Origin of the sequence: Pseudoclavibacter sp. RFBJ3 (assembly GCF_002931375.1) — a bacterium.
Classification (GTDB): domain Bacteria; phylum Actinomycetota; class Actinomycetes; order Actinomycetales; family Microbacteriaceae; genus Pseudoclavibacter.
Window position 1 is genome coordinate 385,571 of record NZ_PSXZ01000015.1, and the last position, 24,180, is coordinate 409,750.

Annotated in this window: 24 protein-coding genes; 18 read left to right on the top strand and 6 right to left on the bottom strand. The window is 70.2% G+C overall.

Annotation, left to right across the window (positions count from 1 at the left end):
- The first annotated feature begins 44 nt into the window (after positions 1 to 44).
- A complete protein-coding gene (locus tag C5E07_RS15655; RefSeq protein WP_082775156.1) occupies positions 45 to 143 on the top strand; it encodes a 30S ribosomal protein bS22 in 99 nt (32 codons plus the stop codon).
- 135 nt (positions 144 to 278) lie between these two features.
- On the top strand, positions 279 to 542 hold the full coding sequence (locus tag C5E07_RS15660; RefSeq protein WP_104300462.1) for a glutaredoxin family protein: 264 nt from the start codon (positions 279 to 281) through the stop codon (positions 540 to 542).
- A 25-nt stretch (positions 543 to 567) separates the two neighbouring features.
- Here C5E07_RS15660 and C5E07_RS15665 read toward each other — a convergent pair whose 3' ends face one another.
- Genes C5E07_RS15665 through C5E07_RS15675 form a run of 3 tightly spaced genes read right to left on the bottom strand, consistent with a single transcriptional unit; the run spans position 568 to position 3,259 of the window.
- Complete coding sequence (locus tag C5E07_RS15665) at positions 568 to 1,506, bottom strand: FHA domain-containing protein (RefSeq protein ID WP_104300464.1); 939 nt, start codon at positions 1,504 to 1,506, stop codon at positions 568 to 570.
- A 38-nt stretch (positions 1,507 to 1,544) separates the two neighbouring features.
- The gene (locus tag C5E07_RS15670) at positions 1,545 to 2,732 is read right to left on the bottom strand and encodes a M23 family metallopeptidase (RefSeq protein WP_258063986.1); all 1,188 of its coding nucleotides are present in this window, start codon (positions 2,730 to 2,732) and stop codon (positions 1,545 to 1,547) included.
- Positions 2,729 to 3,259, bottom strand: coding sequence for a hypothetical protein (locus C5E07_RS15675; protein ID WP_146080620.1), 531 nt, complete (start codon positions 3,257 to 3,259; stop codon positions 2,729 to 2,731). Before C5E07_RS15675 ends, C5E07_RS15670 begins: the two co-directional genes overlap by 4 nt.
- A gap of 317 nt (positions 3,260 to 3,576) precedes the next feature.
- Between C5E07_RS15675 and C5E07_RS15680 the strand changes: the two genes are divergently transcribed.
- The 8 genes from C5E07_RS15680 (at position 3,577) to C5E07_RS15720 (ending at position 12,198) form a co-directional block, all read left to right on the top strand.
- Positions 3,577 to 3,870: a hypothetical protein gene (locus C5E07_RS15680; protein WP_104243463.1), complete on the top strand. Its 294-nt coding sequence runs from the start codon at positions 3,577 to 3,579 to the stop codon at positions 3,868 to 3,870.
- A 19-nt stretch (positions 3,871 to 3,889) separates the two neighbouring features.
- The gene (locus tag C5E07_RS15685) at positions 3,890 to 4,708 is read left to right on the top strand and encodes a hypothetical protein (protein ID WP_104300468.1); all 819 of its coding nucleotides are present in this window, start codon (positions 3,890 to 3,892) and stop codon (positions 4,706 to 4,708) included.
- A complete protein-coding gene (locus C5E07_RS15690; RefSeq protein WP_104243459.1) occupies positions 4,708 to 6,291 on the top strand; it encodes a hypothetical protein in 1,584 nt (527 codons plus the stop codon). Before C5E07_RS15685 ends, C5E07_RS15690 begins: the two co-directional genes overlap by 1 nt.
- A gap of 4 nt (positions 6,292 to 6,295) precedes the next feature.
- Positions 6,296 to 7,789, top strand: a complete 1,494-nt coding sequence (locus C5E07_RS15695; RefSeq protein ID WP_104243457.1) for an SCO6880 family protein — start codon at positions 6,296 to 6,298, stop codon at positions 7,787 to 7,789.
- Positions 7,786 to 9,348: an ATP/GTP-binding protein gene (locus C5E07_RS15700; protein ID WP_104300470.1), complete on the top strand. Its 1,563-nt coding sequence runs from the start codon at positions 7,786 to 7,788 to the stop codon at positions 9,346 to 9,348. The genes C5E07_RS15695 and C5E07_RS15700 overlap by 4 nt, the downstream gene beginning before the upstream one ends.
- The gene (locus C5E07_RS15705; RefSeq protein WP_104300472.1) at positions 9,345 to 11,135 is read left to right on the top strand and encodes a type IV secretory system conjugative DNA transfer family protein; all 1,791 of its coding nucleotides are present in this window, start codon (positions 9,345 to 9,347) and stop codon (positions 11,133 to 11,135) included. Before C5E07_RS15700 ends, C5E07_RS15705 begins: the two co-directional genes overlap by 4 nt.
- A complete protein-coding gene (locus tag C5E07_RS15710; protein ID WP_104300474.1) occupies positions 11,132 to 11,533 on the top strand; it encodes a DUF4913 domain-containing protein in 402 nt (133 codons plus the stop codon). Before C5E07_RS15705 ends, C5E07_RS15710 begins: the two co-directional genes overlap by 4 nt.
- Positions 11,534 to 11,802: 269 nt before the next feature.
- Positions 11,803 to 12,198: a type II toxin-antitoxin system HicB family antitoxin gene (locus tag C5E07_RS15720; protein WP_104300476.1), complete on the top strand. Its 396-nt coding sequence runs from the start codon at positions 11,803 to 11,805 to the stop codon at positions 12,196 to 12,198.
- Positions 12,199 to 12,302: 104 nt separating this feature from the next.
- Here C5E07_RS15720 and aspS read toward each other — a convergent pair whose 3' ends face one another.
- Positions 12,303 to 13,613, bottom strand: a complete 1,311-nt coding sequence (gene aspS / locus C5E07_RS15725; RefSeq protein ID WP_104243447.1) for an aspartate--tRNA(Asn) ligase — start codon at positions 13,611 to 13,613, stop codon at positions 12,303 to 12,305.
- A 117-nt stretch (positions 13,614 to 13,730) separates the two neighbouring features.
- Here aspS and C5E07_RS15730 point away from each other — a divergent pair, with 117 nt between their 5' ends.
- Genes C5E07_RS15730 through ccsB form a run of 5 tightly spaced genes read left to right on the top strand, consistent with a single transcriptional unit; the run spans position 13,731 to position 18,804 of the window.
- Positions 13,731 to 14,378: a histidine phosphatase family protein gene (locus tag C5E07_RS15730; RefSeq protein WP_104243445.1), complete on the top strand. Its 648-nt coding sequence runs from the start codon at positions 13,731 to 13,733 to the stop codon at positions 14,376 to 14,378.
- Positions 14,375 to 15,013: a TlpA disulfide reductase family protein gene (locus C5E07_RS15735; RefSeq protein ID WP_258063382.1), complete on the top strand. Its 639-nt coding sequence runs from the start codon at positions 14,375 to 14,377 to the stop codon at positions 15,011 to 15,013. The genes C5E07_RS15730 and C5E07_RS15735 overlap by 4 nt, the downstream gene beginning before the upstream one ends.
- Positions 15,014 to 15,066: 53 nt before the next feature.
- Positions 15,067 to 15,921, top strand: coding sequence for a cytochrome c biogenesis CcdA family protein (locus tag C5E07_RS15740; RefSeq protein WP_104300653.1), 855 nt, complete (start codon positions 15,067 to 15,069; stop codon positions 15,919 to 15,921).
- Complete coding sequence (locus C5E07_RS15745; protein ID WP_104300478.1) at positions 15,905 to 17,716, top strand: cytochrome c biogenesis protein ResB; 1,812 nt, start codon at positions 15,905 to 15,907, stop codon at positions 17,714 to 17,716. The genes C5E07_RS15740 and C5E07_RS15745 overlap by 17 nt, the downstream gene beginning before the upstream one ends.
- Positions 17,713 to 18,804, top strand: a complete 1,092-nt coding sequence (gene ccsB / locus C5E07_RS15750; protein WP_104300480.1) for a c-type cytochrome biogenesis protein CcsB — start codon at positions 17,713 to 17,715, stop codon at positions 18,802 to 18,804. The genes C5E07_RS15745 and ccsB overlap by 4 nt, the downstream gene beginning before the upstream one ends.
- On the opposite strand, the gene C5E07_RS15755 is transcribed toward ccsB, so the two are convergent.
- Positions 18,789 to 19,802 (bottom strand): o-succinylbenzoate synthase, encoded by a 1,014-nt coding sequence (locus C5E07_RS15755; protein ID WP_104243439.1) that lies wholly within the window; start codon positions 19,800 to 19,802, stop codon positions 18,789 to 18,791. The two genes, ccsB and C5E07_RS15755, sit on opposite strands and share 16 nt — an antisense overlap.
- A 107-nt stretch (positions 19,803 to 19,909) precedes the next feature.
- Here C5E07_RS15755 and C5E07_RS15760 point away from each other — a divergent pair, with 107 nt between their 5' ends.
- The 3 genes from C5E07_RS15760 (at position 19,910) to C5E07_RS15770 (ending at position 22,796) form a co-directional block, all read left to right on the top strand.
- Positions 19,910 to 20,452, top strand: coding sequence for a hypothetical protein (locus C5E07_RS15760; RefSeq protein ID WP_104300482.1), 543 nt, complete (start codon positions 19,910 to 19,912; stop codon positions 20,450 to 20,452).
- 79 nt (positions 20,453 to 20,531) lie between these two features.
- Positions 20,532 to 21,443 carry a 1,4-dihydroxy-2-naphthoyl-CoA synthase gene (locus C5E07_RS15765; protein WP_104243435.1) on the top strand — a complete coding sequence of 304 codons (912 nt, stop codon included), beginning with the start codon at positions 20,532 to 20,534 and terminating at the stop codon, positions 21,441 to 21,443.
- A gap of 42 nt (positions 21,444 to 21,485) precedes the next feature.
- A complete protein-coding gene (locus C5E07_RS15770) occupies positions 21,486 to 22,796 on the top strand; it encodes an AMP-binding protein (protein WP_258063987.1) in 1,311 nt (436 codons plus the stop codon).
- 33 nt (positions 22,797 to 22,829) lie between these two features.
- Here C5E07_RS15770 and C5E07_RS15775 read toward each other — a convergent pair whose 3' ends face one another.
- Positions 22,830 to 24,074: an SGNH/GDSL hydrolase family protein gene (locus C5E07_RS15775; protein ID WP_104300484.1), complete on the bottom strand. Its 1,245-nt coding sequence runs from the start codon at positions 24,072 to 24,074 to the stop codon at positions 22,830 to 22,832.
- Positions 24,075 to 24,180 lie beyond the last annotated feature (106 nt).

Here is a 24,180-nt window from a genome sequence, read left to right on the forward strand (position 1 = left end):
CCACCGCTGCGCACACCTCGTACTTGTAGATAAAGGATGTTCCTATGGGTTCAGTAGTCAAGAAGCGCCGCAAGCGCATGGCGAAGAAGAAGCACCGCAAGCTGCTTCGCAAGACTCGCCACCAGCGTCGCAACAAGAAGTAGTCGCGACGACGCAGAGCGCCGGGCCCTCGGGTCAGGCGTTTTCTGCGTTAAGGTGCCGGTTCGCCGGTCGAGTGCTCGACCGGCGGTGACCTGCGCGCCTGCCGTCTCGGGGCACTCGTCTGCGAGACTCGAGGCATGACGGATGCGCGCGTTCCGAAGGTCACCTTCCTGGGCAAGCCGGGCTGTCACCTGTGCGAGCAGGCTGAGCCGGTGGTGCGGGAGGTGACGGCCCGTCACGGCGCCGCGCTGTCGGTGCTCAGCATCCTCGACGATGAGGCCCTGCAGCGGCAGTACGGCGAGCTCATCCCGGTCGTCCTCGTCGACGGGGTGCAGCATTCGCAGTGGTTCGTGGAGGCCCAGCGGCTGGATGTCGCGCTCGCGGCTGCGTCCCGCACGTAGGAGCTGCCGGTCGCTGCCAGGGCACTCAGCGAGCGCCGGCGGTCTCGGTGCTCACCCGGCAGAGGACGTCGCCGAGCCGCAGCTGCGCGCCGTCGGGGACGCGGTAGACGACGCCCGGCTCGAACGTCGAGGTGCGTCTCCCGCTGAGGTGCACGCCGTGTGTCGAGTGGTAGTCGGTGACGAGGATGCGGCCCGCGTGGTCGACGTCGACGAGCGCGTGGGTGCGGGAGACCGTGCTGTCTCGGCTGTCGACGCGAACCGGGATGCGGCCGTCGACGGGCGACGGGTTGCGGCCCAGCGCCGCGCTGCCCGAGAGGACCGCGCGTGAGCTGTCGTCGAACTCGATGACGAGGGCTCGGGGCGACGGCAGCGGTCGCGCAGACGCGCGACCCGCCCCCTGCTGCCTGGATCTCTCTCGGGATCTTCGGGAGAGCGTGGGCGATGGTGCGAGCGGCTGTGGCTGTGGCTGTGGCAGCGGCGCTTCTCGACGGAGCTCGCGCCTGCCGGTCCGTCGACGCTCGCCCGCACCGTCCTCCGCGGGAACCGCCCTCGCTGCCCTGGTCGAAGTCTCGGCGCTGCGACTCAGCGGTTCCAGGGCACCGCACTCCTGGCACCGCGTCTCGGCGGCGCTCGAGGTGCAGCCGCACGCGCGACACGTGCCGGTCACCACCACCGGCGCTGGCAGGTCCGGCTCGGTGCGGCCTGGCCCGTCCTCGGCGTCTCCGGGCTCAGCGGCGCCAGACGGATGCACCACCAGCGCACGCATCCGGTCGCGCTCGTGCAGCTCGAGTCGGACGGGGCGTGCGATCGTCTGCGCGATGCGCGTGCACCGCGCGACGATGTCGGCGCGTGCCGCTTCGCGATCCGACGCGGAGATCCGGTGCACCACGGAGTTCCAGGACAGCTCCCCCTGGCCCTCGACTCCGAGCCGCGCGGTGATCCGCGGCCAGCGGGGCACCGCCATGCCGGGCTCCACTGGGTCGGGCCGTCGCCTCCTCGCCATCAGAAGCTCACCCCGCGGGACGCCAGGAACGGGAGGGGATCGACGCGACTGCCGTCGACGACCACCTCGAAGTGGAGGTGGCAGCCGGTCGACTGCCCGCTGGTGCCGGTGATGCCGATCTGCTGCCCCGCGGTGATCGTGGCCCCGACCCCGACGAGGTAGCCGTCCGCCTCCATGTGCAGGTACTTGGTGATGAGCCCCCCGCCGTGGTCGACGACGATCGTCCCGTTGCCGGAGCTGTCCGGTTCGGCCTCGATGACGGTGCCCGACTGCGCGGCCCAGATCTTGCCCCCGCAGCCGCCGGCGGCGAGGTCGATGCCGTTGTGCATCCGCCACTCGAAGTCGGTCGGGTGGAACCTGTTGCCGAACGTGTCGGTGATGCCGCCCAGACCGGGAGCTGCCCAGCCGCCCGGGCTCACCGCCGTGCGGCTGCCGCCGTCAGGGGTGGATGCTCCTGCTCCCGCCGCGCCGCATCCATCGCCATCCGAGCCGATCGCGCTGGCACCGGAAGCGAGTGCTCCGTCGCCGAGGCCTGTGCTGGACCCGCTGATCGTCTCGCTGACTGCGACGGCTGCCTGCCAGTACTTCGAGTAGTGCGCCGGATCGGCGTTGCCCTGCACGCGGTGAGCTGCCTCGGAGGGGGTGAGCGCGTCTCGCTCGGTCACCGCGAGCAGTGCTGCGAAGAAGTGGTCCGCGCTGATGCGCGGGTCCATCCTGTCGGAGTAGCTGCCCCATGCGCCGTTGTCGCGCTGCTGGAACAGGCCACGTGAATCAGGGCCAGCCTCGTCGCCGTGGTCGATGACCAGCAGTGTCGACTCGCCAATCGCGGTCATGACACCGATGACCTGATCGCGCGTGCCGAGTCCAGCCGCGCGGCCCGCCAGCAGGATATGGGCCGCATTCGACAGCTGCGCGCCGGCGAACTCGACCTGATCTGCCCCGATCATGGTGCTCACCTCGAGCGCGGCCGCGGAATTCGGCTCGGCCTCCATGCCCACGCTCGACTTCGCCTCGGGCCCAGCGTCGGAGAAGACGCCCGGCAACGGGAAGTCGGGCGTCGCGCAGGCGGCCACACCCACGAGCGCGGTGCTCGCGATGGCCGCGACCACGAGCGCGCCGAGCAGCAGACCCGGCGTGAGCAGGACCGCGATCGCAACGCCCCACCAGAGGCCGTTCCGGGTGCTCACGAGCTCGACTCCATGGCCGTGATCTCGGCGACGAGCCAGGGCCCGGAGCTGCCGTCGCGCACGAGCAGCAGGCGGTAGGAACCCGACTCGGTCGGTGCGGTGACGTGAGCCAGGTACCCGCTCGTGTGGCGCTCGAGGTGAGTCGCGGCGGTCAGGAAGGCTCCGGGGATGGTGGCAGGGTCGACCGAGCTCAGCGCGGCCATCGCCGACGCCGTGAGATGCGGTTCCAGCGCTTCGAGCCAGGCGCGTCGTTCGGTCTTGCGGCTGAGGTACGCCTCGATGGCGGCAGATGCGACGGCCAGAGCCTCCGCATCCGAGGCCTCGTCGTGCGTCGGAGACGGCCCAGGGAGGTGCGTGTCGACGTGCTCATCCTGCGGTCCGCGGGCGAGCTGCGTCGGCACCGATGGCGAAGCTGGAGCGGTGGCTGGAGCGTGCCTCGGTACCTCGGCGGGCGAGCAGCCGCTCACGCCTGCGCTCACACCGAGGGCCATGGCGGCAAGCCCGGCGACAGCGATTCTTCGGCGCATGGAGCACCCCCTTCTCGCCGCAGACCGGCTGCGGCGAGGACCAATCTAGGTGGCTCGGGAGGCCCCAGATCGTGGCTGTGGATAACTCCTCGCAGCCCCCTCGACCGTGCGTAGAGTCCATTCCTGTACCGAGCCGGTGCACACGCCGACGAACCGTCTGAGGTCGTCGACCTGCCGGCTCATGTCCCCGGTGGGCCCACGGCGAGCTGACTCGAGCGCTCGCGGTTCGACTGCCCGGCGACGGCTCGAGCCCGCCGTGAGCGGGGCTGCCCTTCATCGCGCGTTCCCGCGTTCATCTCGACAGGAGACCACCGACCATGACGATCGCCGCACTCACCGACCTGCTGCTCGACGCATCAGCGCACCTCACGACGCTCCCCGACCCCGACCCCGTGCAGCCTCCAGGCACCGAGGGGCTCACGACGCTGCTCGGCTGGGTGAAGTGGATCGGTCTCGCCGTGTGCGTCCTGGGCCTCATCGCGGCCGGCACGATGATGGCGATCCAGTCACGCAGAGGCGAGGGCGGCGAGCACGCGGGGAAGATCGGCATGGCGCTCGGCGGCGTCATCATCATCTCGGCGGCGACCAGCCTCGTCGGCTTCTTCGTCTGATGCGGGGAGGGCGAGCATCATGCCGAGCGGCGGATCGTTCCAACGGCGGTCAGCGCAGCGCCGGAGGGCTTCCTCCGGGAGCCGGCCAGGGTTCATCGTCGCCGCGCTGGGCGTCGCCCTGCTTGTCGTGGCCGGCGTCGTGGTCTCCATCCAGGCCGCCTTCGGTGGCGGCACATCCGGAGGCGAGATGACAGTGGGCGACGGCCAGCGGGCATCCGCTTCGGCGGGTGCCACGCCTGCGGGTCCCGAGCCCGCGCCCGGTGATGCCGGCGCGGTCGCGGCCGCCTCTCCGAGCAGCTGCGGGCTGCGCGAACCGGAGCAGACCTCACCGCCTCCCGCCGACAGGCAGCTCCTGATCGCACGGGCGACCAGCTGGCGCGACGTCGACGTCAACCTGGCACCGAGCTCACCGGAAGCGGGCCCGGCGGCACTGCACGAGGACGGCTTCGGATACTGCTTCCAACGTTCAGCCGAGGGGGCGCTGTTCGCCGCCGCGAACTTCCTCGTGCAGTCGAACACTCCCGCGCTTCGAGCGCCGCTCCTCGACTACGCACTCGCCGCAGGCCAGCATCGGGAGTCCCTGCTCGCCGATTCGGGCTCGGGAGGCTCCGGCGTGCGACTCCAGATCGTGGGCTACCGGTTGCTTGCGTTCGACGGGGACACCGCGCGCGTCGACGTCGCCCAGCGTGTGAGCGTCGACGGGACGACCAGCTTCATCGCCGCCGTCATCGACCTCGTCTGGGTCGACGGCGACTGGCGCATTCCGAGCGATGAGTCTGCTCCGGTGCGCCTGCAGTCGCTTGGCGACGTCGGCGGCTACGTGAGATGGAGCGCCTGATGGCCGACTGCGGACTCATGGACTTCGAGTGCTACTCCAAGGAGATCGCCTCGACGGTGTGGACTCGAACACGGGAAGCCCTCCAGAACGACATCAACGAGTGGATGGCCGAGCAGCTCTCGACTCTCGGCACGATGTGGGTCGACGTCCCGACGCCCGACCTCGGGACGACCGGTGCGCCCTCTGGCACGGCGCCGGCAGCGCCGACGGGCGACATCGAGACCCACCTCGGGACCGTCCTCGGCTACGTGAGCTGGATCTCGGGCACCGTCGCGGTCATCGGACTCGTCTTCCTGGCCGTCATGGTGGGGCTGCGCATCCGCTCAGGCGACGGCGTCCCCTTCCACGGACGCTTGTTCGCGGTGCTCGCTGGCGGGGTGCTCATCGCGGGAGCTTCGTCGCTCGTGTCGGCCCTCATCCCCACGGCCCCAGCGGCGGCGACCAACACTGCGACGTTCCTGCAGTCGTCGACGTGGTGGCTGGCTGGGGTCTGCGCGATCGTGTCGGTCATGATCGGCGGTGCTCGCATGGCCTGGGAGCAGCGCGCGAGGCCAGGGCAGGAGCTGCTGAAGAGCCTCCTCACACTGGTGGTCGTCGCCAGCGTCGGTCTCACGATCGTGTGGCTGCTCGTCCGTGCCGGCGATTCGTTCTCGACCTGGATCATCGACGAGTCGCTCGAATGCGACCTCGACGGAACACCGAACTGCTTCAAGGACAACGTCGGCGTGATGCTCGGCACCTCGATCGCCGGTGTCGCCGGCGCAGCAGGCGGGACTGCCGGGCCCGCCGCGTTCTCCGGGGTCGTGAACGGCCTCTTCATCGGGGTCATCGTCGGCCTCGTCTCCGTCGTCCAGGTGCTCCTCATGATCGTGCGAGGGGGGATGCTCGTGATCCTCGCCGGAATCCTCCCGCTGGCGGCCTCGGCGACGAACACCGAGCTCGGCCGGGGCTGGTTCCAGCGCTGCCTCGCCTGGCTCACCGCCTTCATCCTCTACAAGCCAGCGGCGGCGATCGTCTACGCCGCCGGATTTCGCATGACCGGGGCGGCCCCGAGCGCCGAGAGCGGCGCCGTGCTGACCACCTACACGGGGATCGTGATCCTCGTGCTCGCCATCGTCGCGCTCCCCGCGCTCATGCGATTCGTCACTCCCATGGTGGGCGCGATCGCCTCGAGTGGGGGCGGTGCCGCGATCGCCACCTCGGTCGCGGATCGGGTGCCAGAGGGCGCACGACCGAGGCCGGCCTCAGCACCCCAGGGGAGCAGCGTCCCGCGCGGCGGAGGGCGTGCCTCGACAGGCGGCGGCCCTGCGTCGCGCGGCTCAGGACCGAGCCCGCGGGCGGTGCCCGCTGCGGCGGGAACATCTGCGGCATCGCCGGGGAGCACACGCGCAGCCGCGTCGACGGGTACTGCCTCCGGCGGTGCGGCAGCCGCAGCGGGAGCAGGCAAGGCCCTCGCTGGGCCCTACGTCGCGGCAGCGATCGCAGGCGTTCAGCCGTTGAAGAAAGCCGTCCAGTACGGCACTGACGCCGCGATCGCGGTCGCAGAACGGACAACAGGAGAGGACCCGAGCGGTGGTCGATAGCTCGATGACACGACAGACGCGAACCTACGGGAACTGGCGGAAGCCGACGTCAGCGGGACTGCTCGGTCTCGGCTCGGTGGGGACGGCGCTCCTGCTGGGCGGACTGGTGCTCGTCGTCGTGGCCGTCATGATCTCGGGCCTCATCGCTGCGCTCATCGTCGCCTCGGGGATCGGCGTCGCGCTCCTGATGCTCGTGGTGCGCGACGCGCACGGCAAGAACGCGCTGTCGCGGCTCGGAGCCCACTCAGGCTGGGGCCTCTCGCGGGCGAGGGGCGAATCCGCGTACCGGTCCGGTCCGGTCGGTCGAGTGCCGTGGGCGACGTTCCAGCTGCCGGGCATCGCAGCGCCGACCAGGCTGAGCGAGCACGTCGACTCGCACGGCCGGCCATTCGCGCTGCTCCTGACGCCCGCGGTCGGCAGCTACACCGTCGTGTTCGGCACGGACCCGGATGGCGCGGCGCTCGTCGACCAGGAGCAGATCGACTCCTGGGTCGCCGAGTGGGGCCACTGGCTCTCCAGCCTCGGCGACGAACCGGGCATCGAGGCGGCGTCGGTGACGATCGAGACGGCCCCCGACTCCGGCTCTCGCCTCAGGCGAGAGGTCGCCATGAACATCGACCCCAACGCGCCAGCCTTCGCGCGGGCGGTGCTCGAGGAGACCGTCGCGGGGTACCCGGAGGGCTCCTCCACGGTGAAGGCCTTCGTCGCGCTCACCTTCCAGGGGGCCCTCCGAGTCGGTGCCAGAAGGAGGGCGCCGGACGAGATGGCGCGCGAGCTCGCGGCGCGGCTCCCCGGTCTCAGCGCGGGGCTCCAGGCAACCGGCGCGGGCGCGGCGCAACCGCTCACCGGGCAGGAGCTCTGCGAGATCGTCCGAGTCGCCTACGACCCGGCAGCCGCGGTGCTGATCGACGAGGCGCACGCCGGAGGGGAGATCCCGGAGCTCAGCTGGAGTGACGTCGGCCCGGCGGCGGCCCGCGCCAGCTGGGCAGGCTACCGTCACGACTCCGCCTACTCGACGACCTGGGCGATGACCGTCGCACCCAGGGGCAGCGTGCAGTCGAGCGTCCTCGCGCGGCTCCTCGCGCCCCATCGTGACATCGCGCGCAAGCGGGTGACGCTGCTCTACCGCCCCATCGACGCAGCCAGAGCAGCGGCACTCGTCGAAGCTGACCTCAGCGCGGCCCAGTTCAGGCAGACCTCCACCTCGAAACCCGCCGCGCGCGACACGCTCGCCGTCCGCGCCGCCGCCGCGACGGCAAGCGAGGAGGCATCCGGCGCTGGCCTCATCAACTTCGGAGTGCTCGTCACGGCGACAGTGCTCGACGCCGCCCACGAGCTCGACGCACGAGCGGCCGTCGACAACCTCGCCGCGACAGCACGCCTCCGCCTGCGCCCCGTCTACGGATCCCAGGACTCGGCCTTCGCCGCGGCGCTCCCGCTCGGCCTGGTCCTCAGCAAGCACCTGCGAGTGCCGAGCGAACTGAGAGAGAAGCTATGAGACGAGCACACGCCAGGTCACGCAAGCAGGCGACCCAGGAACGGGTGCGCCCACCCGAGCGGCCGGGACCCAGGGGCTGGAGCGGGAGCGGCCGGGGCGCATCCACCTACGTCCAGGCACCCGACGAATGGCGCGGCACCACCGTCCAGGTGTGCGGGCTCTGGCCCTTCGCCGTCGGCACGGGAACTCCCATGATCGGGGTGCCCCTCGGGCGGCACACGCAGACCGGCGCGACCCTCTGCTGCGACCCCATCTCGTGGTTCCAGCGGGCGAAGCTCATCAGCAACCCCTCCGCGTTCATCCTCGGCAAGCCCGGACTCGGGAAGTCGTCGCTCGTGCGCCGCATGGCGACAGGCCTCGCCGGCTACGGCGTCATGCCCCTCGTGCTCGGCGACCTCAAACCCGACCATGTCGACATGATCACCGCCCTCGGCGGGCAGGTCATCTCGCTCGGGCGCGGACGCGGCTACCTCAACGTGCTCGACCCCGGAGAGGCGACGGCCGCCGCGCGGCGGCTCAGGGCGAGCGGCTTCGACGCCGAGGCTGGCCAAGTGCTCGCCGATGCGCATGGCCGCAGGCACACGATGGTGTCGGCCCTCCTCACGATCATGCGGCTTCAGCCACCGAGCGATCGCGAGGAGACGATCCTCGACCGGGCACTCAAATGGCTCGACCAGCACCACGACGGCGTGCCCGTTCTCGGCGACCTCCTCGAGGTCGTGCGTGCAGGCCCCCCGGAGGTGCGCGCGGTTGCGCTCGACCGGGGAGACGACAGCAGGTACAAGGCCATCACGGAGGACCTCGAGGCCTCCCTCATCGGGCTCGTCGGAGGGGGCAGGCTCGGCGAGACGTTCTCCCGCCAGACCACCAACCCCATGCGACGCGACGCGCCCGTCGTGTACGACGTCTCCTCCATCGACGACTCCGACGTCGACCTGCAGGCGGCGGCGCTCCTCGCCTGCTGGTCGGCCGGGTTCGGCACCGTCAACGTCGCGAACGTGCTCGCGGATGCGGGACTCGAGCCCCGCCGGCACTACTTCGTCATCCTCGACGAGCTCTGGCGCGCGCTGCGAGCAGGCAAGGGAATGGTCGACAGAGTCGACGCCCTCACTCGCCTCAACCGCCAGCGCGGAGTCGGTATGGCAATGATCTCGCACACCATGAGCGACCTGCTCGCGCTGCCCACCGAGTCAGAGCGGATGAAGGCGAAGGGCTTCGTGGAACGCGCCGGCATGGTCATCTGCGGCGGACTGCCGGGTGCCGAGATGCCGCGCCTCACCTCCGCGGTGCCCCTGTCGCTCGCAGAGCAGGAACTTCTCATCGGATGGCAGGACCCGCCAGCCTGGGACGCGACCAGCGGCAGAGAGGCCGAGCCACCGGGGCGAGGCAAGTTCCTCGTCAAGGTCGGCGGCAGGCCTGGCATCCCGGTCGACGTGCAGCTCACCGCCGCAGAGGCGAGCATCAACGACACCAACAAGCTCTGGCACGAGCCGAGCCGTGTGGCCGGGCTGGGCCCGGAACCGTCAGCTGGTCTCGACCCGGAGCGGATACGGCGATGAGCGCGCCGCGAAAGCGGGGCCCGGGCGGCATGGCTGCCGAGGCCGTGCTGCTGTGGATCGGACTCACCGCCGCCGTGGTCGCCATCGGCGGGACCAACCTCTCCGTGCGGGTCGCCGCGAACGTCGAACGCCCGAGCGAGCCGCTGCCCGACGACGTGTTCGCGCTGTTCTTCGGGGTGCTGCGGGGGAGCGTCCGCTGGAGTGCCACCGCGACCGGGGTCGCGATGGCGCTCGCGCTCGGTCTGGCGCTCGCGGTCTCGGCGACGCTGCTCCTCGCTCGCGGGCATCGCACCGGCAGTCGACGCCTCGACCGCTCTGCGGCACTCCTCGGGCGGGGCCGGGAGATCGCAGGCATCAGCGCCCGCGGGGCGCGTGCGAGCAGCCAGCGCCTCGGCGTCGCGGGCCCCATCGGCGTGCGGCTCGGCACGAGCCTGCCGGGCGGCTCACCCGTCTTCGGCAGCTGGGAGGACATGCAGATCAACATCAGCGGCCCGCGAACCGGGAAGTCGACGGCCTTCGCCATCCCCGCAATCGTCGAGGCGCCGGGAGCCGTCATCGTCACGTCCAACAAGCGGGATGTCGTCGACGCCACCCGGGGCGTGCGCGCCGAGGCCGGGCGAGTCTGGGTGTTCGACCCGCAGGGCGTTGCAGGCGACGCCGCAGAGTGGTGGTGGGACCCGCTCAGCTACGTCACCGACGAGGTGCAGGCGGGGAAGCTCGCCGAGCACTTCGCGAGCGGATCCCGGGAGCAGGGCTCGAGGGCAGACGCGTTCTTCGACCCAGCTGCGAAGGATCTCCTCGCCGCGCTCCTCCTGGCAGGGGCCCTCGCAGGCACCCGCATCACCGAGGTGTACCGGTGGGTGACGCGGCCAGGTGACGACGATGCGGTCGGCATCCTGCGGGATGCGGGGTACCGCCTCATCGCCGACCAGCTCGAGGGGGTGATCAGCGCGCCCGACCGCCAACGCGGCGGCATCTACGGCACCGCGCAGCAGATGGCGTCCTGCCTCACCAATGGCGCCCTCGCCCCGTGGATCACCGTGACCGGGGAGCTCGACACGAGGCCGCGGTTCGACCCGCACGAGTTCGTCCGCGGAACCGACACGCTCTACTCGCTGTCCCGCGAAGGACAGGGGACCACAGGCCCGCTGGTCACCGCCCTCACCGTCGCCGTGGCCGAGGCGGCGGAGGAACTCGCCGCCGCCTCACTGTCCGGGCGGCTCGCTCGGCCCCTGCTCGGCGTCCTCGACGAGGCAGCGAACGTCTGCCGCTGGCGAAGCCTCCCCGACCTGTACAGCCACTACGGGTCGCGGGGCATCGTGCTCATCACCATCCTCCAATCCTGGTCGCAGGGCGCCGAGGTCTGGGGCGAAGGCGGCATGCGCAAGCTCTGGTCGGCGGCCAACATCAAGATCTACGGGGGAGGCGTCAGCGAGGCGGCCTTCCTCGACGAGCTCTCCAAGCTCGTCGGCGACCACGACCGCGAGCTCTCCTCGCTGAGCTATGGACGAGGCCACCGCACCGTCTCGAAGCAGCTGCATCGAGAGCGCATCCTCGACGTCGCCGAACTCAGCGCGCTCCCGCGCGGGCGCGCGCTCGTGCTCGCATCCGGCAGCCGCCCCACCCTCATCAGGACCAGGTCGTGGATGCAGGGCCCGCACGCCGCGCGCATCCGCGCGTCGATCACCGCGCACCAACCAGGAGGCGACGCCACAGGAGGAGACGGGGCGGAACGCGACGAGGCTGACCGCGACGAGGCAGAACGCGGAGAGGAGACACTGCCGTGAATCAGGAGCAGAGCCAGGGTGGCACCTCGAGCGAACTCGCGCGGGCTCCGGGACCGCAGTTCGCGTGCCTCGCCGACTTCGTGCGCGAGTTCGTCGCTCGGAGCTGCGCGCGCAGAGTCGACGGCCGGACGCGCGTCTGGTCGGCGCGCTGGTGGGACTCCCCGGAAGCGGTGCTCCGCCTTGGTGGGCTCTGGCAGGCGTGGGAGGAGCTGAAAGGGGTGCCCGGAGGTGCGTCCCTCTGGTTCCGAGACCACGCCGACTACCACCTCGGCGTGCTCTTCAGCCCAGACGGACCCTTCGAGGCGAGCCCCGACCTCCGCGAGAGCACCAGCCGCCGCGGCGACGACCTTCCCTGCGCGCCACCACCGCCCGGCCACGAGGTGTCCCGACGACGCTGACCCGTGCCCCGAACGCAGCAGAGCCGCCCGCGACTTGTCAAGAGCTATTGCCTATATTCGTCTCTGCGTCTGGACAAACATGTGAAACGCTTGGACCTCCTCCGGCGACTGCGTCGACATGCAGCCGAACAGCGACTCGAGATGGTGCTCACCGAAGGCGCCAGCCACACCAAGGTCGTGATCGGGGGAGCGAGGACCGTCGTGCCGCGTCACAGTGAGATCAACGAGCGGACGGCAAGAGCCATCCTGAGACAGATGGGAATCGAACGATGAAGGTAACGGCGCGGGCGACCCGTTCCGGTTCCTGGTGGGCCGTCGAGGTGCCAGAGGTGCCAGGACTCTTCACGCAGGTGAAGCGCCTCGAGCACGTCAGACAGCAGGTCGCGGACGCGGTCGAGCTCCTCGAAGGTGTGCCAGCGGCAGACGTGCAGATCGCGCTCCTACCAGTGTTTGATACTGCGACGGATGGCGTTGTTCACGGCGCGCAGGACGCGGCGGCGGCAGCAGCTGCTGCCCAATCTGTCGCCTCACGCAGCATGCGGTCGGCCGTGGCCCGCCTTCGCGACGAGCAGCTCACGATGCGAGACATCGCGGAAGTCCTCGGCATCAGCCACCAGCGCGTGTCGCAACTGGCGCAGGACGCCGGCGTCCGCGAAGCGGGCTAGCGCTCAGTCGACCGTGGTGCTGCGCGCCCCGGACGCAGCAGAGCCGCCCGCGATCACGCGCGGACGGCTCTGGGGAGACTCGGCAGGTCAGGCGGCCGGGTGGCTTACGGCTGCAGGCGGTTCGGGCCGCGGAACAGGTACGTGACCTCGCGCAGCGTCGTCTGGTGCAGCATCAGCATCAGGATGCGCGCGAAGCCCATGCCGAACCCACCGTGGGGCGGTGCGCCGTAGCGGAAGAAGTCGAGGTAGAAGCCGAGCTCGTCGACCTCCATGCCCTTCTGCTTCGCCTGCTCCTCGAGCACGTCGACACGGTGCTCGCGCTGAGCCCCCGTCGAGATCTCGACGCCGTTCCAGATCAGGTCGTAGCTCTTCGTGAGCGACTCGTCGCCCTCGTGGCGCATGTGGTAGAACGGCCGGATCGAAGCCGGGTAGTCCGTCAGGAACACGAACTCGTGGCCGAACGTCTCCTGCACGTGCGCCGCGATCTGACGCTCGCCCTCAGGGTCGAGGTCCAGGTCGTTGCGCTCGAGCTTGTGGCCGCGGGCCTCGACGATCTCTCGAGCCTCCAGCAGCGGGATGCGCGGGAACGGCAGCGACGGAACGACGATGTCGACGTCGAAGAGAGCCTTGATCTCTTCGCCGTGGGCATCCTTGACCGCCTGCAGGCCGGCAACCATGAGCTGCTCCTGCATCTGCATGACGTCCTCGTGCGACTCGATCCAGCTCACCTCGGCGTCGATGCCCGTGAACTCGGTCGCGTGGCGCGAAGTGAAGGAGGGGTCAGCGCGGAACACCGGCCCGATCTCGAAGATCTTGCCGAGGCCCGAGCTCATCGCCATCTGCTTGAAGAACTGCGGGCTCTGCGCGAGATACGCGCTCGTGTCGAAGTAGTCGACCTTGAACAGCTCGGCCTTCGACTCGGACGCCGAGGCCATGAGCTTCGGGGTGAACAGCTCGACGTAGCCGTTCTCCACCCAGTAGGTGCGGAACGCGTGCGCGAACGTCGTCTGGATGCGGAAGATGAGGGCGTTGCGCGGGATGCGCAGGTCCAGGAAACGCCAGTCGAGGCGCTTGTCGATCGACGTGTCCTCGGCGATGGGCGTCTCGGGGAGCGCCGCGGTCTCGACGACGATCTCGTCGACCTTGACCTCGAGGCCGCCGAGCTTCACGCGCTCGTCGGCCTTCTTCTGGCCGCGCACGGAGATGAAGCTGCCCTGGGCGAGCGCGGAGATCGTGTCGGAGATCGCCTCGCGGCCCTCGGCGCGCGGGTTCACGAGCTGGACGGCGCCGCTCTCGTCGCGGAGGACGACGAACTGCACCTTCTTCTGGTCTCGAACCGTATCGACCCACCCCTGCACAAGCACGGGGCCGTCTTCGAGCGTGGAAAGGGAGGAGATGAGGGCGCGATCAGTCACCTCGCAAGGGTACCCGAGGCGCAGACGCGTGCGAGCGGGAAGACAACAAGGCACAGCTTGGGGTGCGGATGCGCATCCTGTGCCGCAGTGTCGGTGGCGGTTCGTAGACTGGAGCGCATGGCGGCACAGCGAATCCACCTCGTCCGCCACGGCGAGGTCGAAAACCCCAACGGGCTCCTCTACGGGCGCCTCCCCGGCTTCGGCCTCTCCGAGCTCGGCGCGCGCATGGCGCGCGTCACAGCCGAGGACCTGCACGCCAGGGCCGTGCCCGCCACCCGCCTCGTCGTCTCCCCGCTGCAGCGCACCCGCGAGTCGGCGGCACCCATCGCCGAGCTGTTCGGCCTCGAGCCCGTCATCGACGAGCGCGTCATCGAGCCGACGAACGCCTTCGAGGGGCGACGGATGACGGGCAGATACGGAGCCCTGCGTCGCCCTGGCTCGTGGCCGAAGCTCGTGAACCCCCTGCGCCCCAGCTGGGGTGAGGCGTACAAGTCCATCGTCGCCCGCATGCGAGAGGCGGTGCTCGACGGGGCCGAGCTCGCAGATGGCGGCGATGTTATCGTGGTCTCTCACCAGCTGCCGATCTGGATGGTGCACCGCGCGCTCTCGAAGGAGCCGCTCGCGCACAACCCGAAGCACCGGCGGTGCTCGCTCTCGAGCATCACGACGCTGGAGTACCACCCCGCAACCGGCTTCGTGGAAGCCGACTACCGCGAACCGGCGGCGCACGAACTCGGCGCCGCCACCGATGAGGGAGCCGTGTGACCATCCGCTCAGAGAGCGTGAAGACGTCGCGCTTTCCCCGAACCCTCCGTGCAGCCCTCGCGACGGCGGGCGTCGCCACCATGCTGGCGCTCGCCGCCTGCTCCGGAGACGAGCCGCTCGCCCAGGACTACGCCGCCGGGGGAGATCAGGGCTACGTCGCGGGAGACGGCAGCTACGAGATCTTCCCGGCGGGCGAACGACAGGACCCGATCCAGTTCGGTGGCGTCACCGAGTTCGGAGACGAGCTCTCCAGTGAGGATCTCGCGGGCTCCGTCACCGTCGTCAACTTCTGGTACGCCTCCTGCCCGCCCTGCCGCCTCGAGGCCCCCGACCTGCAGGCAGCTTGGGAAGAGCACGAAGACGACGGCGTGAAGTTCGTCGGCGTCAACATCTACGACCAGGCGGCGACCGCCAAGACCTTCGCCGAGACGCAGGGCATCACGTACCCGTCGATCCTCGACGTCGACGACGCGAGTGTGCGACTCGCCTTCGCCGACAACGTGCCTCCCCAGGCCATCCCGTCCACGCTCGTGCTCGACGCCGAGGGTCGGGTCGCTTCCGTCATCCGCGGGCCGATCGACCCCTCGATCCTGAACTCGATGATCACCGACACGCTCGCAGAGAGCAGCAAGTGACGACCCCCCTGCTCGCCTCCTCCGCGCTGACGGCGATCGCCCCCGGCAGCGCGGTGGGCGAGACGATCGTGAGCGGCCAGCTCTTCCTCGCGATCCCGCTCGCCGTCCTGGCCGGCCTCATCTCCTTCGCCTCCCCGTGCGTGCTGCCGGTCGTGCCCGGCTACCTCGGGCTCGTCGGCGCAGTGGCACAGGATGCGCCGGCCAAGGTCCCCGCTCGCCAGAGCGTCGGAGCGGACTCGGGTCCCGCAGCCGCAGCCGAGTCCTCCTCACGCGCATCGCGACCCGCCGACCAGCCCGAAGCGAAGCGGGGCCTGCTCGCTCGACTCACGACCGGACGCGGCCGAGTCGCGTTCGGCGCGACGCTGTTCGTGCTCGGCTTCACCGTCGTCTACGTCCTCTCCGGCGCGGCCTCCGGGCTGCTCGGATTCTGGCTCATGGAGTACCAGCGCGTCATCATGCGGGTGCTCGGCGTCGTCGTCATCGTCATGGGCGTCGTGTTCATCGGCCAGGTGTCGTTCATGCAGCGCACCGCGCGCATGAAGTTCGCGCCGTCCGGCCTGCTCGGAGCGCCCCTTCTCGGCATCGTCTTCGGCGTCGGATGGGCTCCGTGCCTCGGGCCGACGCTCATCGCGATCAACTCCCTCAGCTACCAGTTCGCCTCCCCCGGCCGCGGAGCGCTCCTCGCGTTCTTCTACTGCATCGGCCTCGGCCTCCCGTTTGTCCTCGTGGCGCTCGGCATCGGCCGCGTGACGACGGGCATCAACTGGGTGCGCAAGCACATCCGCACCATCAACCTCGTCGGCGGCGGCATCCTCATCCTCATCGGATTCCTCATGGTGATCGGCGTCTGGCAGCACTTCATGTCCACGTTCGCGGCGACGATCGGCGGCTATGTCCCGGCCCTCTGACCACTTCGACGCGGGAAAAGACGGCTTCGAAGCCCGCGACCGCGAACCGAAGAAGACCGCATCGGGCGCCGCGCGCGCGAGCATGCCGAACAAGCCGGGCGACATCAAGAAGCCCGGCCGCGCATCCGCGCTCGTCGCCTGGCTCCGCACTGCCTGGCGTCAGCTCACGAGCATGCGCACCGCGCTGCTCCTCCTGCTGCTGCTCGCCATCGCCGCCGTGCCCGGCTCGCTGGTGCCGCAGCGCTCGAGCGACCCCAACGGGGTCATCGTCTACCAGGACACGTACCCGGACATCGCCCCGTTCCTCGACGACATCGGCATGTTCGACGTGTACAGCTCCCCGTGGTTCACGGCGATCTACCTGCTGCTCTTCGTCTCGCTCATCGGCTGCATCATCCCGCGCATCAAGCACCACTGGGATGCGCTGCGCTCCAAGCCGCCGAAGACTCCCGCGCGCCTCTCGCGGCTCGACGCCTACTCCACGCAGGTCCTCGACTCGTCGCTCGACCCGAAGCGCGGCGCCGTCATCGACGAGGCCGCCAAGCTGCTGCGCGACAAGAAGTACCGCACCGTCATCTTCGATGAGGGCAAGCGCGGCATCTCCGTGTCCGCGGAGCGCGGCTACCTGCGGGAGACGGGCAACCTGGTCTTCCACTCGGCCATGGTCGGCATCATCGTGGCCGTCGGTATCGGCGGCGGCTTCACCTGGTCCGGGCAGCGTGTGCTCGTCGAGGGCCAGACGTTCGTGAACGGCCTCGTCAGCTACTCGTCGTTCAACCCGGGACGATTCTTCACGCCAGACGTGCTCGCGCCGTTCTCGATGCGTCTCGACTCCTTCGACATCACGTACGAGGAGGAGAACCAGAACGCCATCGGGCAGGCCACCGACTACGCGGCGAACGTCACCGTCAACACTCCGGGCGGCGAGCCGAAGACCGAGACGGTGCGCGTCAACGACCCGCTTCGCTTCGCCGGTACCGACAGCTACCTCCTCGGCAACGGCTACGCCCCCGAGATCACGGTGCGCGACCCGGACGGCAACGAGGTCTTCTCCGACTTCGTCCCGTTCCTTCCGCAGGACGCCTTCCTGACCTCCATGGGCGTCGTGAAGGTCCCGGATGGGCTCGACGAGCAGATCGGCATGCTCGGCTTCTTCTACCCCTCAGCGGTCGAACTCGAGTCGGGTGCGCTCACCTCGAACCATCCCGACCTCCGCGACCCGATGCTGACCCTGAACGTCTACTCGGGTGACCTGGGTCTCGACGACGGGGTCCCGAGGTCCGTGTACACGCTCGACACGGATACGCTCACGCCCATCGCGGCTCGCGACCTCGACTTCAAGCCCATCGAGCTCCGGCCGGGTGAGACCGCCGAGCTGCCGAACGGCCTCGGCACGATCGAGCTCGGCGAGGTTCCTCGCTACGCGTCCTTCGACGTGCACGAGGACCCGACGCAGATACCGGTGCTCATCTTCGCGATCCTCATCATCGGCGGCCTCTTCACGTCACTGCTCGTGCCGAGGCGCCGCCTCTGGGTGAAAGCCACGACCCGCTCCGACGGCACCGTGCTCGTCGAGTACGCAGGCCTCGCACGTGGAGACGACCCGCAGCTGGCTGCCTCGGTCAATGATCTCCTCGACGCCCACACGAGAAAAATCGTAGGCTTAGCGGAACCTGCGTCGCCGGCCCGCGCCGCCGGGGCACCTCAAGGCCCCGAGGCCACCCAAAGCTCACCATCTGGCGCCGGCAGCCAAGGCGCGGCGCTCGCCTCTTCTCCCACTCAGGAAGCTCCATGATCGAAACGCTGTCCAGCTGGTCGAACCTGCTCCTCTACGTCGCGATGGCGGTGTACTCGATCGCGTTCATCGCCTTCGCCATGGACCTGGCCGGTCGCAGCGCACGCGCAGCCGAACGCTCCGAACGGCAGTCGGCGGTCGGAGCGACCGCCGCGCGCCGCAATGCGCTCGTCGGCGCGGCAGCCCCGGCAGGAGCAGCCGCGCATGACGGCGTCGCGGCAGACCGCGACGTGTCCGAGCCGGCCAGCTACACGACGGAGGACCCCGCGAGCTCGGTGTCTCTCGCGTCCACGCGCACCGAGTCGGGCGACGCCTGGCGCGACACCCGCGCGACGCCGTCGCTGCGCATCGCGATGTGGCTGACCATCGCCGCGTTCGTCGTGCACCTCGCGGCGACCACCCTCCGCGGCATCGCCGCTGACCGGGTGCCGTGGTCGAACATGTTCGAGTTCTCCATGACCTCGACGCTCCTCATCGTGCTCGTCTTCCTCCTCGCCCGCTTCTGGGCCGACGTGCGCTTCCTCGGCACCTTCATCACCGGCTTCACCGTCATCACGCTTGGCATCGCCACGCTCGGCTTCTACGTCGATGTCGTGCCGCTTGCTCCCGCCCTGCAGTCGGTGTGGCTCGTCATCCACGTGTTCGTCGCGTCGCTCGCGACCGGCTGCCTCGCGATCGGCGCGGGCCTCAGCGCCGCGCAGCTCCTGCAGACTCGTCGAGTTGCGCGCGTGCGTGCCGGTCTGCCCACGAAGCTCAAGCTCCTCTCGGCGCTGCCAGACGCGGTGCGCCTCGAGAACCTCGCCTACCGCATCAACATCATCGGCTTCATCCTCTGGACCTTCACCCTCATGGCGGGGGCCGTCTGGGCTGAGCGCGCCTGGGGCCGCTACTGGGGCTGGGACACCAAGGAAGTGTGGACCTTCATCATCTGGGTGGTCTACGCGGGCTACATCCACGCTCGTGCCACGCGTGGCTGGCGCGGAACGCCGTCGGCGTGGCTTGCCATCGCGGGCTTCGCGACGGTCATGTTCAACTTCGGCGTCGTCAACGTGTTCTTCAAGGGACTGCACGCCTACTCGGGGATCTGAGCAGACCCTCCGGCGAGGAGGGCATGGCAGCGGCGGAGCCGTTCCCTCCACCATTCCTGCCGTTCGGCAGGGGAGGCGAGCCGCTTGAGCGCGGCTTCGTCGACCGTGACGGGGGCGAGCGGGATGCGCCCGGCGCGCGGGCGGAGCGGCTCGATCACGACATCCTCCGCGAGCAGCGACGCCGTTCCGAGGCCCGCGTCGTGGCGAGGCGCTGGCAGGGCTGCGGCGAGCTGTGCTCCCATCGCGATGCCGACCGAGGAGTCGAGGGCGCTCGACACGGTCGCGGGAAGCCCCGCCGACGCGACGATGTCGACCGCGCGGCGGATCCCGCCGAGGGGCTGCATCTTCACGACGACCACGTCAGCCGCGCCGAGGCGCGCGACCTCCAGGGGGTCATCGGCCTTCCTGATGGACTCGTCGGCGGCGATGGGCACCTCGATGCCCGCGTCCCGCAGGCGGCCCCTGAGCTCGCCGAGCTCGGCGGTCGTCGCGCAGGGCTGCTCCGCGTACTCCAGGCCGAAGCGGGCCAGTGCCCGGAGAGCGGTGACGGCGTCATCGACCGACCAGCCGCCGTTCGCGTCGACGCGCAGCCGCGCATCTGCGCCGAGGCGCTCGCGCACGCCGGCCACCCGGGTGATGTCGTCGGCGAGCGTCTGCCCTCGCTCGGCGACCTTGACCTTGGCCGTTCGGCAGCCGTCGAAGCGCGCGAGCACGCCGTCGAGCGCGGCTTCCCCGACGGCGGGCACGGTCGCGTTGACCCAGATCTCGCCCTCCGCGTGACGCTCGAGGGTCTCATCGAAGCCGAACTCGATCGCGGCGCGCAGCCAGTTCGCGGCTTCCGCATCGCCGTACTCGAGGAACGGCGAGAACTCGCTCCACGCGACGGTGCCGCGGATGATCGCCACCTCGCGTGCATCCACCCCTCGGAACCGGGTCACGAGGGGAAGCGTCACGATGTGCGTGCGGTCGAGGAGCTCGTCGATCTCGGGCAGCTGCATGCCGCCATTGTCTCGCGCGGTCCCGGGAAGGTCTCACCGGCTGGGGACGTTCGGCGCGGATCGCGCTAGGCTGAGGCATCGATCGGTCATGCCGGACGCAAACTCCTATGTCTACGAACCTCTCCAGCCCCGCACCTCGCTTCAGCCCTCCGCCGGCCGACGAGGACTTCGGTGACGCCCTCGTCAGCTCCGGCTCTGGAGGGCACCGCCCCCAACGGGTCGCCTCGACGGGCGGCAGTGGCAGGCTCGGGTACGGGAAGCCGCAGTATCGGCACGGCTCGCTCGTGCAGCGCACCTGGTACGAGATCGCCTTCAACCCGCGCCGCTGGTCGGCCGGCCACTGGGCGCTCCTCGGGGTGCTCATCACGGTGCTCGCCGACGTCTTCGTCTTCTTCTACGCCTCGAACCTGTTCGGCATCGACCGCAAGTTCGAGATCGAGATGTGGCTGCTCACGGCCGGCATCGCGGGCTTCCTGACGATCGCGATGGCCCTCTGGGGAATCATCTTCAACAGCGCCAGGGGTGCGGCGATCTTCGCGATCATCCTCGGACTGCCGTTCGGGGCACCCCCCGCGTGGCTGGTCGGCAACACGATCATCCAGCTGATGGCGAACGGCGGCACCCTCCCCGTCGCGCCGCCCCTCTGGTAGCGGCGCCACGCTCGGAGGCCCGGACTCGGCGGGTGCACGCCCCGCAGGACCCTGCCCGCTCGTCGGATAGCGTTATGGCATGACTGCCTTCGTCTCCGAACTCTTCGACGCCGAGCGCTGGCGCACCGTCCCGGGCTTCGAGGAGCTCACCGACCTCACCTACCACCAGGATCTGACGGGCCGCATCGCCCGCGTCGCCTTCAACCGGCCAGAGGTGCGCAACGCGTTCCGCCCGCAGACGGTCGATGAGCTCGCGCGCGCCCTCGACGATGCGCGCATGAACCCGCGCATCGGCGTGGTGCTGCTCACGGGCAACGGCCCGAGCCCGAAGGACGGCGGGTGGGCGTTCTGCTCGGGCGGCGACCAGCGCATCCGGGGTCGCGACGGCTACAAGTACGCCGACGGGGAGACGCGCGACACCATCGACTCGGCCCGCAACGGTCGGCTGCACATCCTCGAGGTGCAGCGGCTCATCCGCTTCATGCCGAAGGTGGTCATCGCGGTCGTTCCCGGGTGGGCCGCTGGGGGCGGGCATTCGCTGCACGTGGTGTGCGACCTGTCGATCGCGTCGCGCGAGCACGCGAAGTTCAAGCAGACGGACGCGGACGTCGGGTCGTTCGACGCCGGCTACGGCTCCGCGTACTTCGCGAAGCAGGTCGGGCAGAAGTTCGCGCGCGAGGTGTTCTTCCTCGCCGAGGAGTACTCGGCGGAGCGCGCCATGGAGATGGGCACCGTCAACCGGGTCGTGCCGCACGCGGAGCTCGAGGTCGAGGCTGTTCGCATGGCGGAGACGATCCTGACGAAGTCGCCCACGGCCATCCGCATGCTGAAGTTCGCCTTCAACGCGGTCGACGACGGGCTTGTCGGGCAGCAGGTGTTCGCCGGCGAGGCGACCCGCCTGGCCTACGGCACGGATGAGGCCGTCGAGGGGCGGGATTCGTTCCTCGAGAAGCGCGAACCCGACTGGTCGCCGTTCCCGTGGCAGTTCTGACGTCGCGGATCCCTGGCGCCTCGTTGGGGCGGGGGCTTCGACGTGGGTGCTGAGCCCGGGAGCGGCGGCGCGCGTCCGCTGGTCCGCGTGGATGCGAGTGACACGTCCGCGGTCACGTCCGCGCTCCGGAGCGCGCTGAGCGGTGCAGGTCCTGCCGTGCTGCCCACGCAGCCGCCCGCAGGCGCGCTGGCGTCAGGCGAGTTCGGCCTGGCCGGCGAGGCGCTCGGCGCCGTGCCGGAGGGCGTCGTGCTGGTGATCGAGACGAGCGGGTCGACGGCGGAGCCCAAGCGCGTGATGCTCACCGCAGACGCGCTGCGCGCATCCGCCGCGGCGACGTACGCGCGCTTCGACCTGCTGTTCGGGAGGGCGCGCGCAGCTGAGCCCACTCGCCAGTGGCTGCTGACCCTGCCGGCCTCCTACGTGGCGGGCGCGCAGGTGCTCATGCGGTCGATCCTGGCCGGCACGGAGCCCGTCGTGCTGGGCGATGACCACTTCACGGCTGACGGGTTCGCGCGCGCCGCCGCGGAGCTCACCGCCGACCGGCGCTACGTCTCGCTGGTGCCCGCTCAGCTGGCGCGCCTGCTCGATGCGTCTTCTGCGATCGCGGACGTGGTTGCTCGCTTCGATGCCATTCTCGTTGGCGGGCAGTCGCTGCCGCCCGTGCTTCGCTCGCGGGCCGAGGCGCTCGGCTGGAACGTCGCGACGAGCTACGGGTCGAGCGAGACGAGCGGCGGGAGTCTCTACAACGGTGAGCCGCTCGACGGGGTGCGGATCCGCATCCGCGACGGTGAGGTGCAGCTGGCCGGTCCCGTGCTCGCGGCCGGCTACCTTGGCGACCCGCGCCGCACGGCGGAGGCCTTCATCGAGGATGGCGGCGAGCGCTGGTATCGAACGAGCGACGGCGGACGCCTCGAGCGCGATGAGACCACGGGCCGAGAGCGGCTCGTGGTAACCGGACGCCTCGACAACGTCATCGTCTCCGGGGGTGAGAAGGTGCTCCTCGACCGGGTCGAGGGCATCGTGCGCCAGCTGCACGGCCTCACCGACGCGGTTGTCGTCCCCGCGCCGTCCGAGGAGTGGGGGCAGGTGCCCGCGCTTGTCGTGGAGGCTTCCGGCTGGGCACCTGACGGCCCCCCGCCCGGTGCCGAGGCGACGTTGCTGGACGCACGTGCCCTCGCGGGCGACGAGCGCTGGCGCTCTGTTCGCGAGGCGACGGCGGCCGCTGGCCGCGCGGCTCGCCCGGCGCTGCTCGTGCTTGCACGGCGCATCCCGTACCTGCCCAGCGGGAAGCCCGACCGCCGATCGCTGGAGCGCCTGGTCGCGGGGCTCGCCCGCGGAGTCGGCGAGGGCTGAGCGCCGGGCTGCCGATCAACCCTGCGGGCAGTGTCAGGCCTCGGGGTCGTGCTCCGGTGGGCGTCTGGCTGCGGCCGAGCGGCGGCGGAGGATGATCGTCGTGGCGATGCCGGCTCCGACGAGGACCAGCACACCGGCGACGACGAGTGGTGCTGCGGGTGTGGCCGTGGTCGCGGCTGTGGCCGTCGGCTGCTCGGTGGCGGTCGCTGTCGGCGTCGGCGTGGGCGTCGTCGTCTCGGGCGTGCCCGGCTCGAGGAGCGCCTGCAGCTCCGCCCCGACGGTCTCGGCGAGGTAGGCGACGCCCGCCTCGTTGGGGTGGAGCGCGCCGAGCTTGAGAGATGCGCCTGGCGTGGTCGATCCTCCCTCACCGGGTTCCAGCGTGATACCGCTCATGTAGGGCTCCGTGGTCGAGCATGCGGAGTGCGCGGAAGTCGCCTTCAATGTGGAGATGAAGGTGGCGCCGCTCGCCTCGGCCGCCGTCTGTATGGCCTCGTCGAGGTGGACTTCCGTCTCGTGCAGGTACGCGGTGTCGACGTCGGTGAACGGGAAGGAGTTCTCCGGGTAGCCCGCCGAGGTGAAGGCGGGGGAGAAGCATCCACCGACCGGAGTGTTCGTGGGGTCGGGTGTGATGGCGGGGTATCCGACGACGACGATGTCGGCGTTTGGAGCCTTCTCGGCGATGAGAGCGAACGTCGAGGCCAGCGCGGGGGCGATGAGCGAGTCGATGCGGTCCTTCAGGGCGTCGACCTCGACACCCCCTCCGTCGACGACGTACTGCGATCGGCAGTTGGGGACGGTCTGGTCGGCGACGAGGGGGCCGAGGGAGCTCGCGGCGACGCAGGAAGCGGCGATATCCGAGAACTCGAGGTCGTTGCCGCCGATCGACAGGGTGACGATCTCGGTCGTTGCGGAGAGGCTCGCCGACTGCACCGGTGCGCTCGCGCCGGACGCGGTGACCTGCTCGGCATCGCGGATGTCGGCGGTGACGGCGCCGCTGCACGTGCGGTCGTCGAGGGCCAGGCCGAGCGAGTCGGCGATGCGGTGCGGGTAGTTCGCGAGTGCCTGGAAGCAGCCAGGGGCGGGCTCCTCGCTGAACGGCACGAGCCCGAAGCCCGAGGAGTACGAGTCGCCCAGCGCAACGTACGCGCGCGCCGGGGTGCCTCCGTTCACCGCCGGATCGCCGAGGGGCGTCGCGAGGGCGCCGGGAGCGGCGAGCAGCACGATGCCTGCGGCCGCAGCGCTGATGGCGGCCGCGCGCACGCGTGATCGGGCAGTCATGGTTCTCCTGTCGAGCGGATGTCGATCGGGACGGGGGTGGTGGTCTCATAGTGCCACCGTGATGCTGACCGGGGAACGGGCTGAGGAGCTCGCTTCTGGGGTGCGC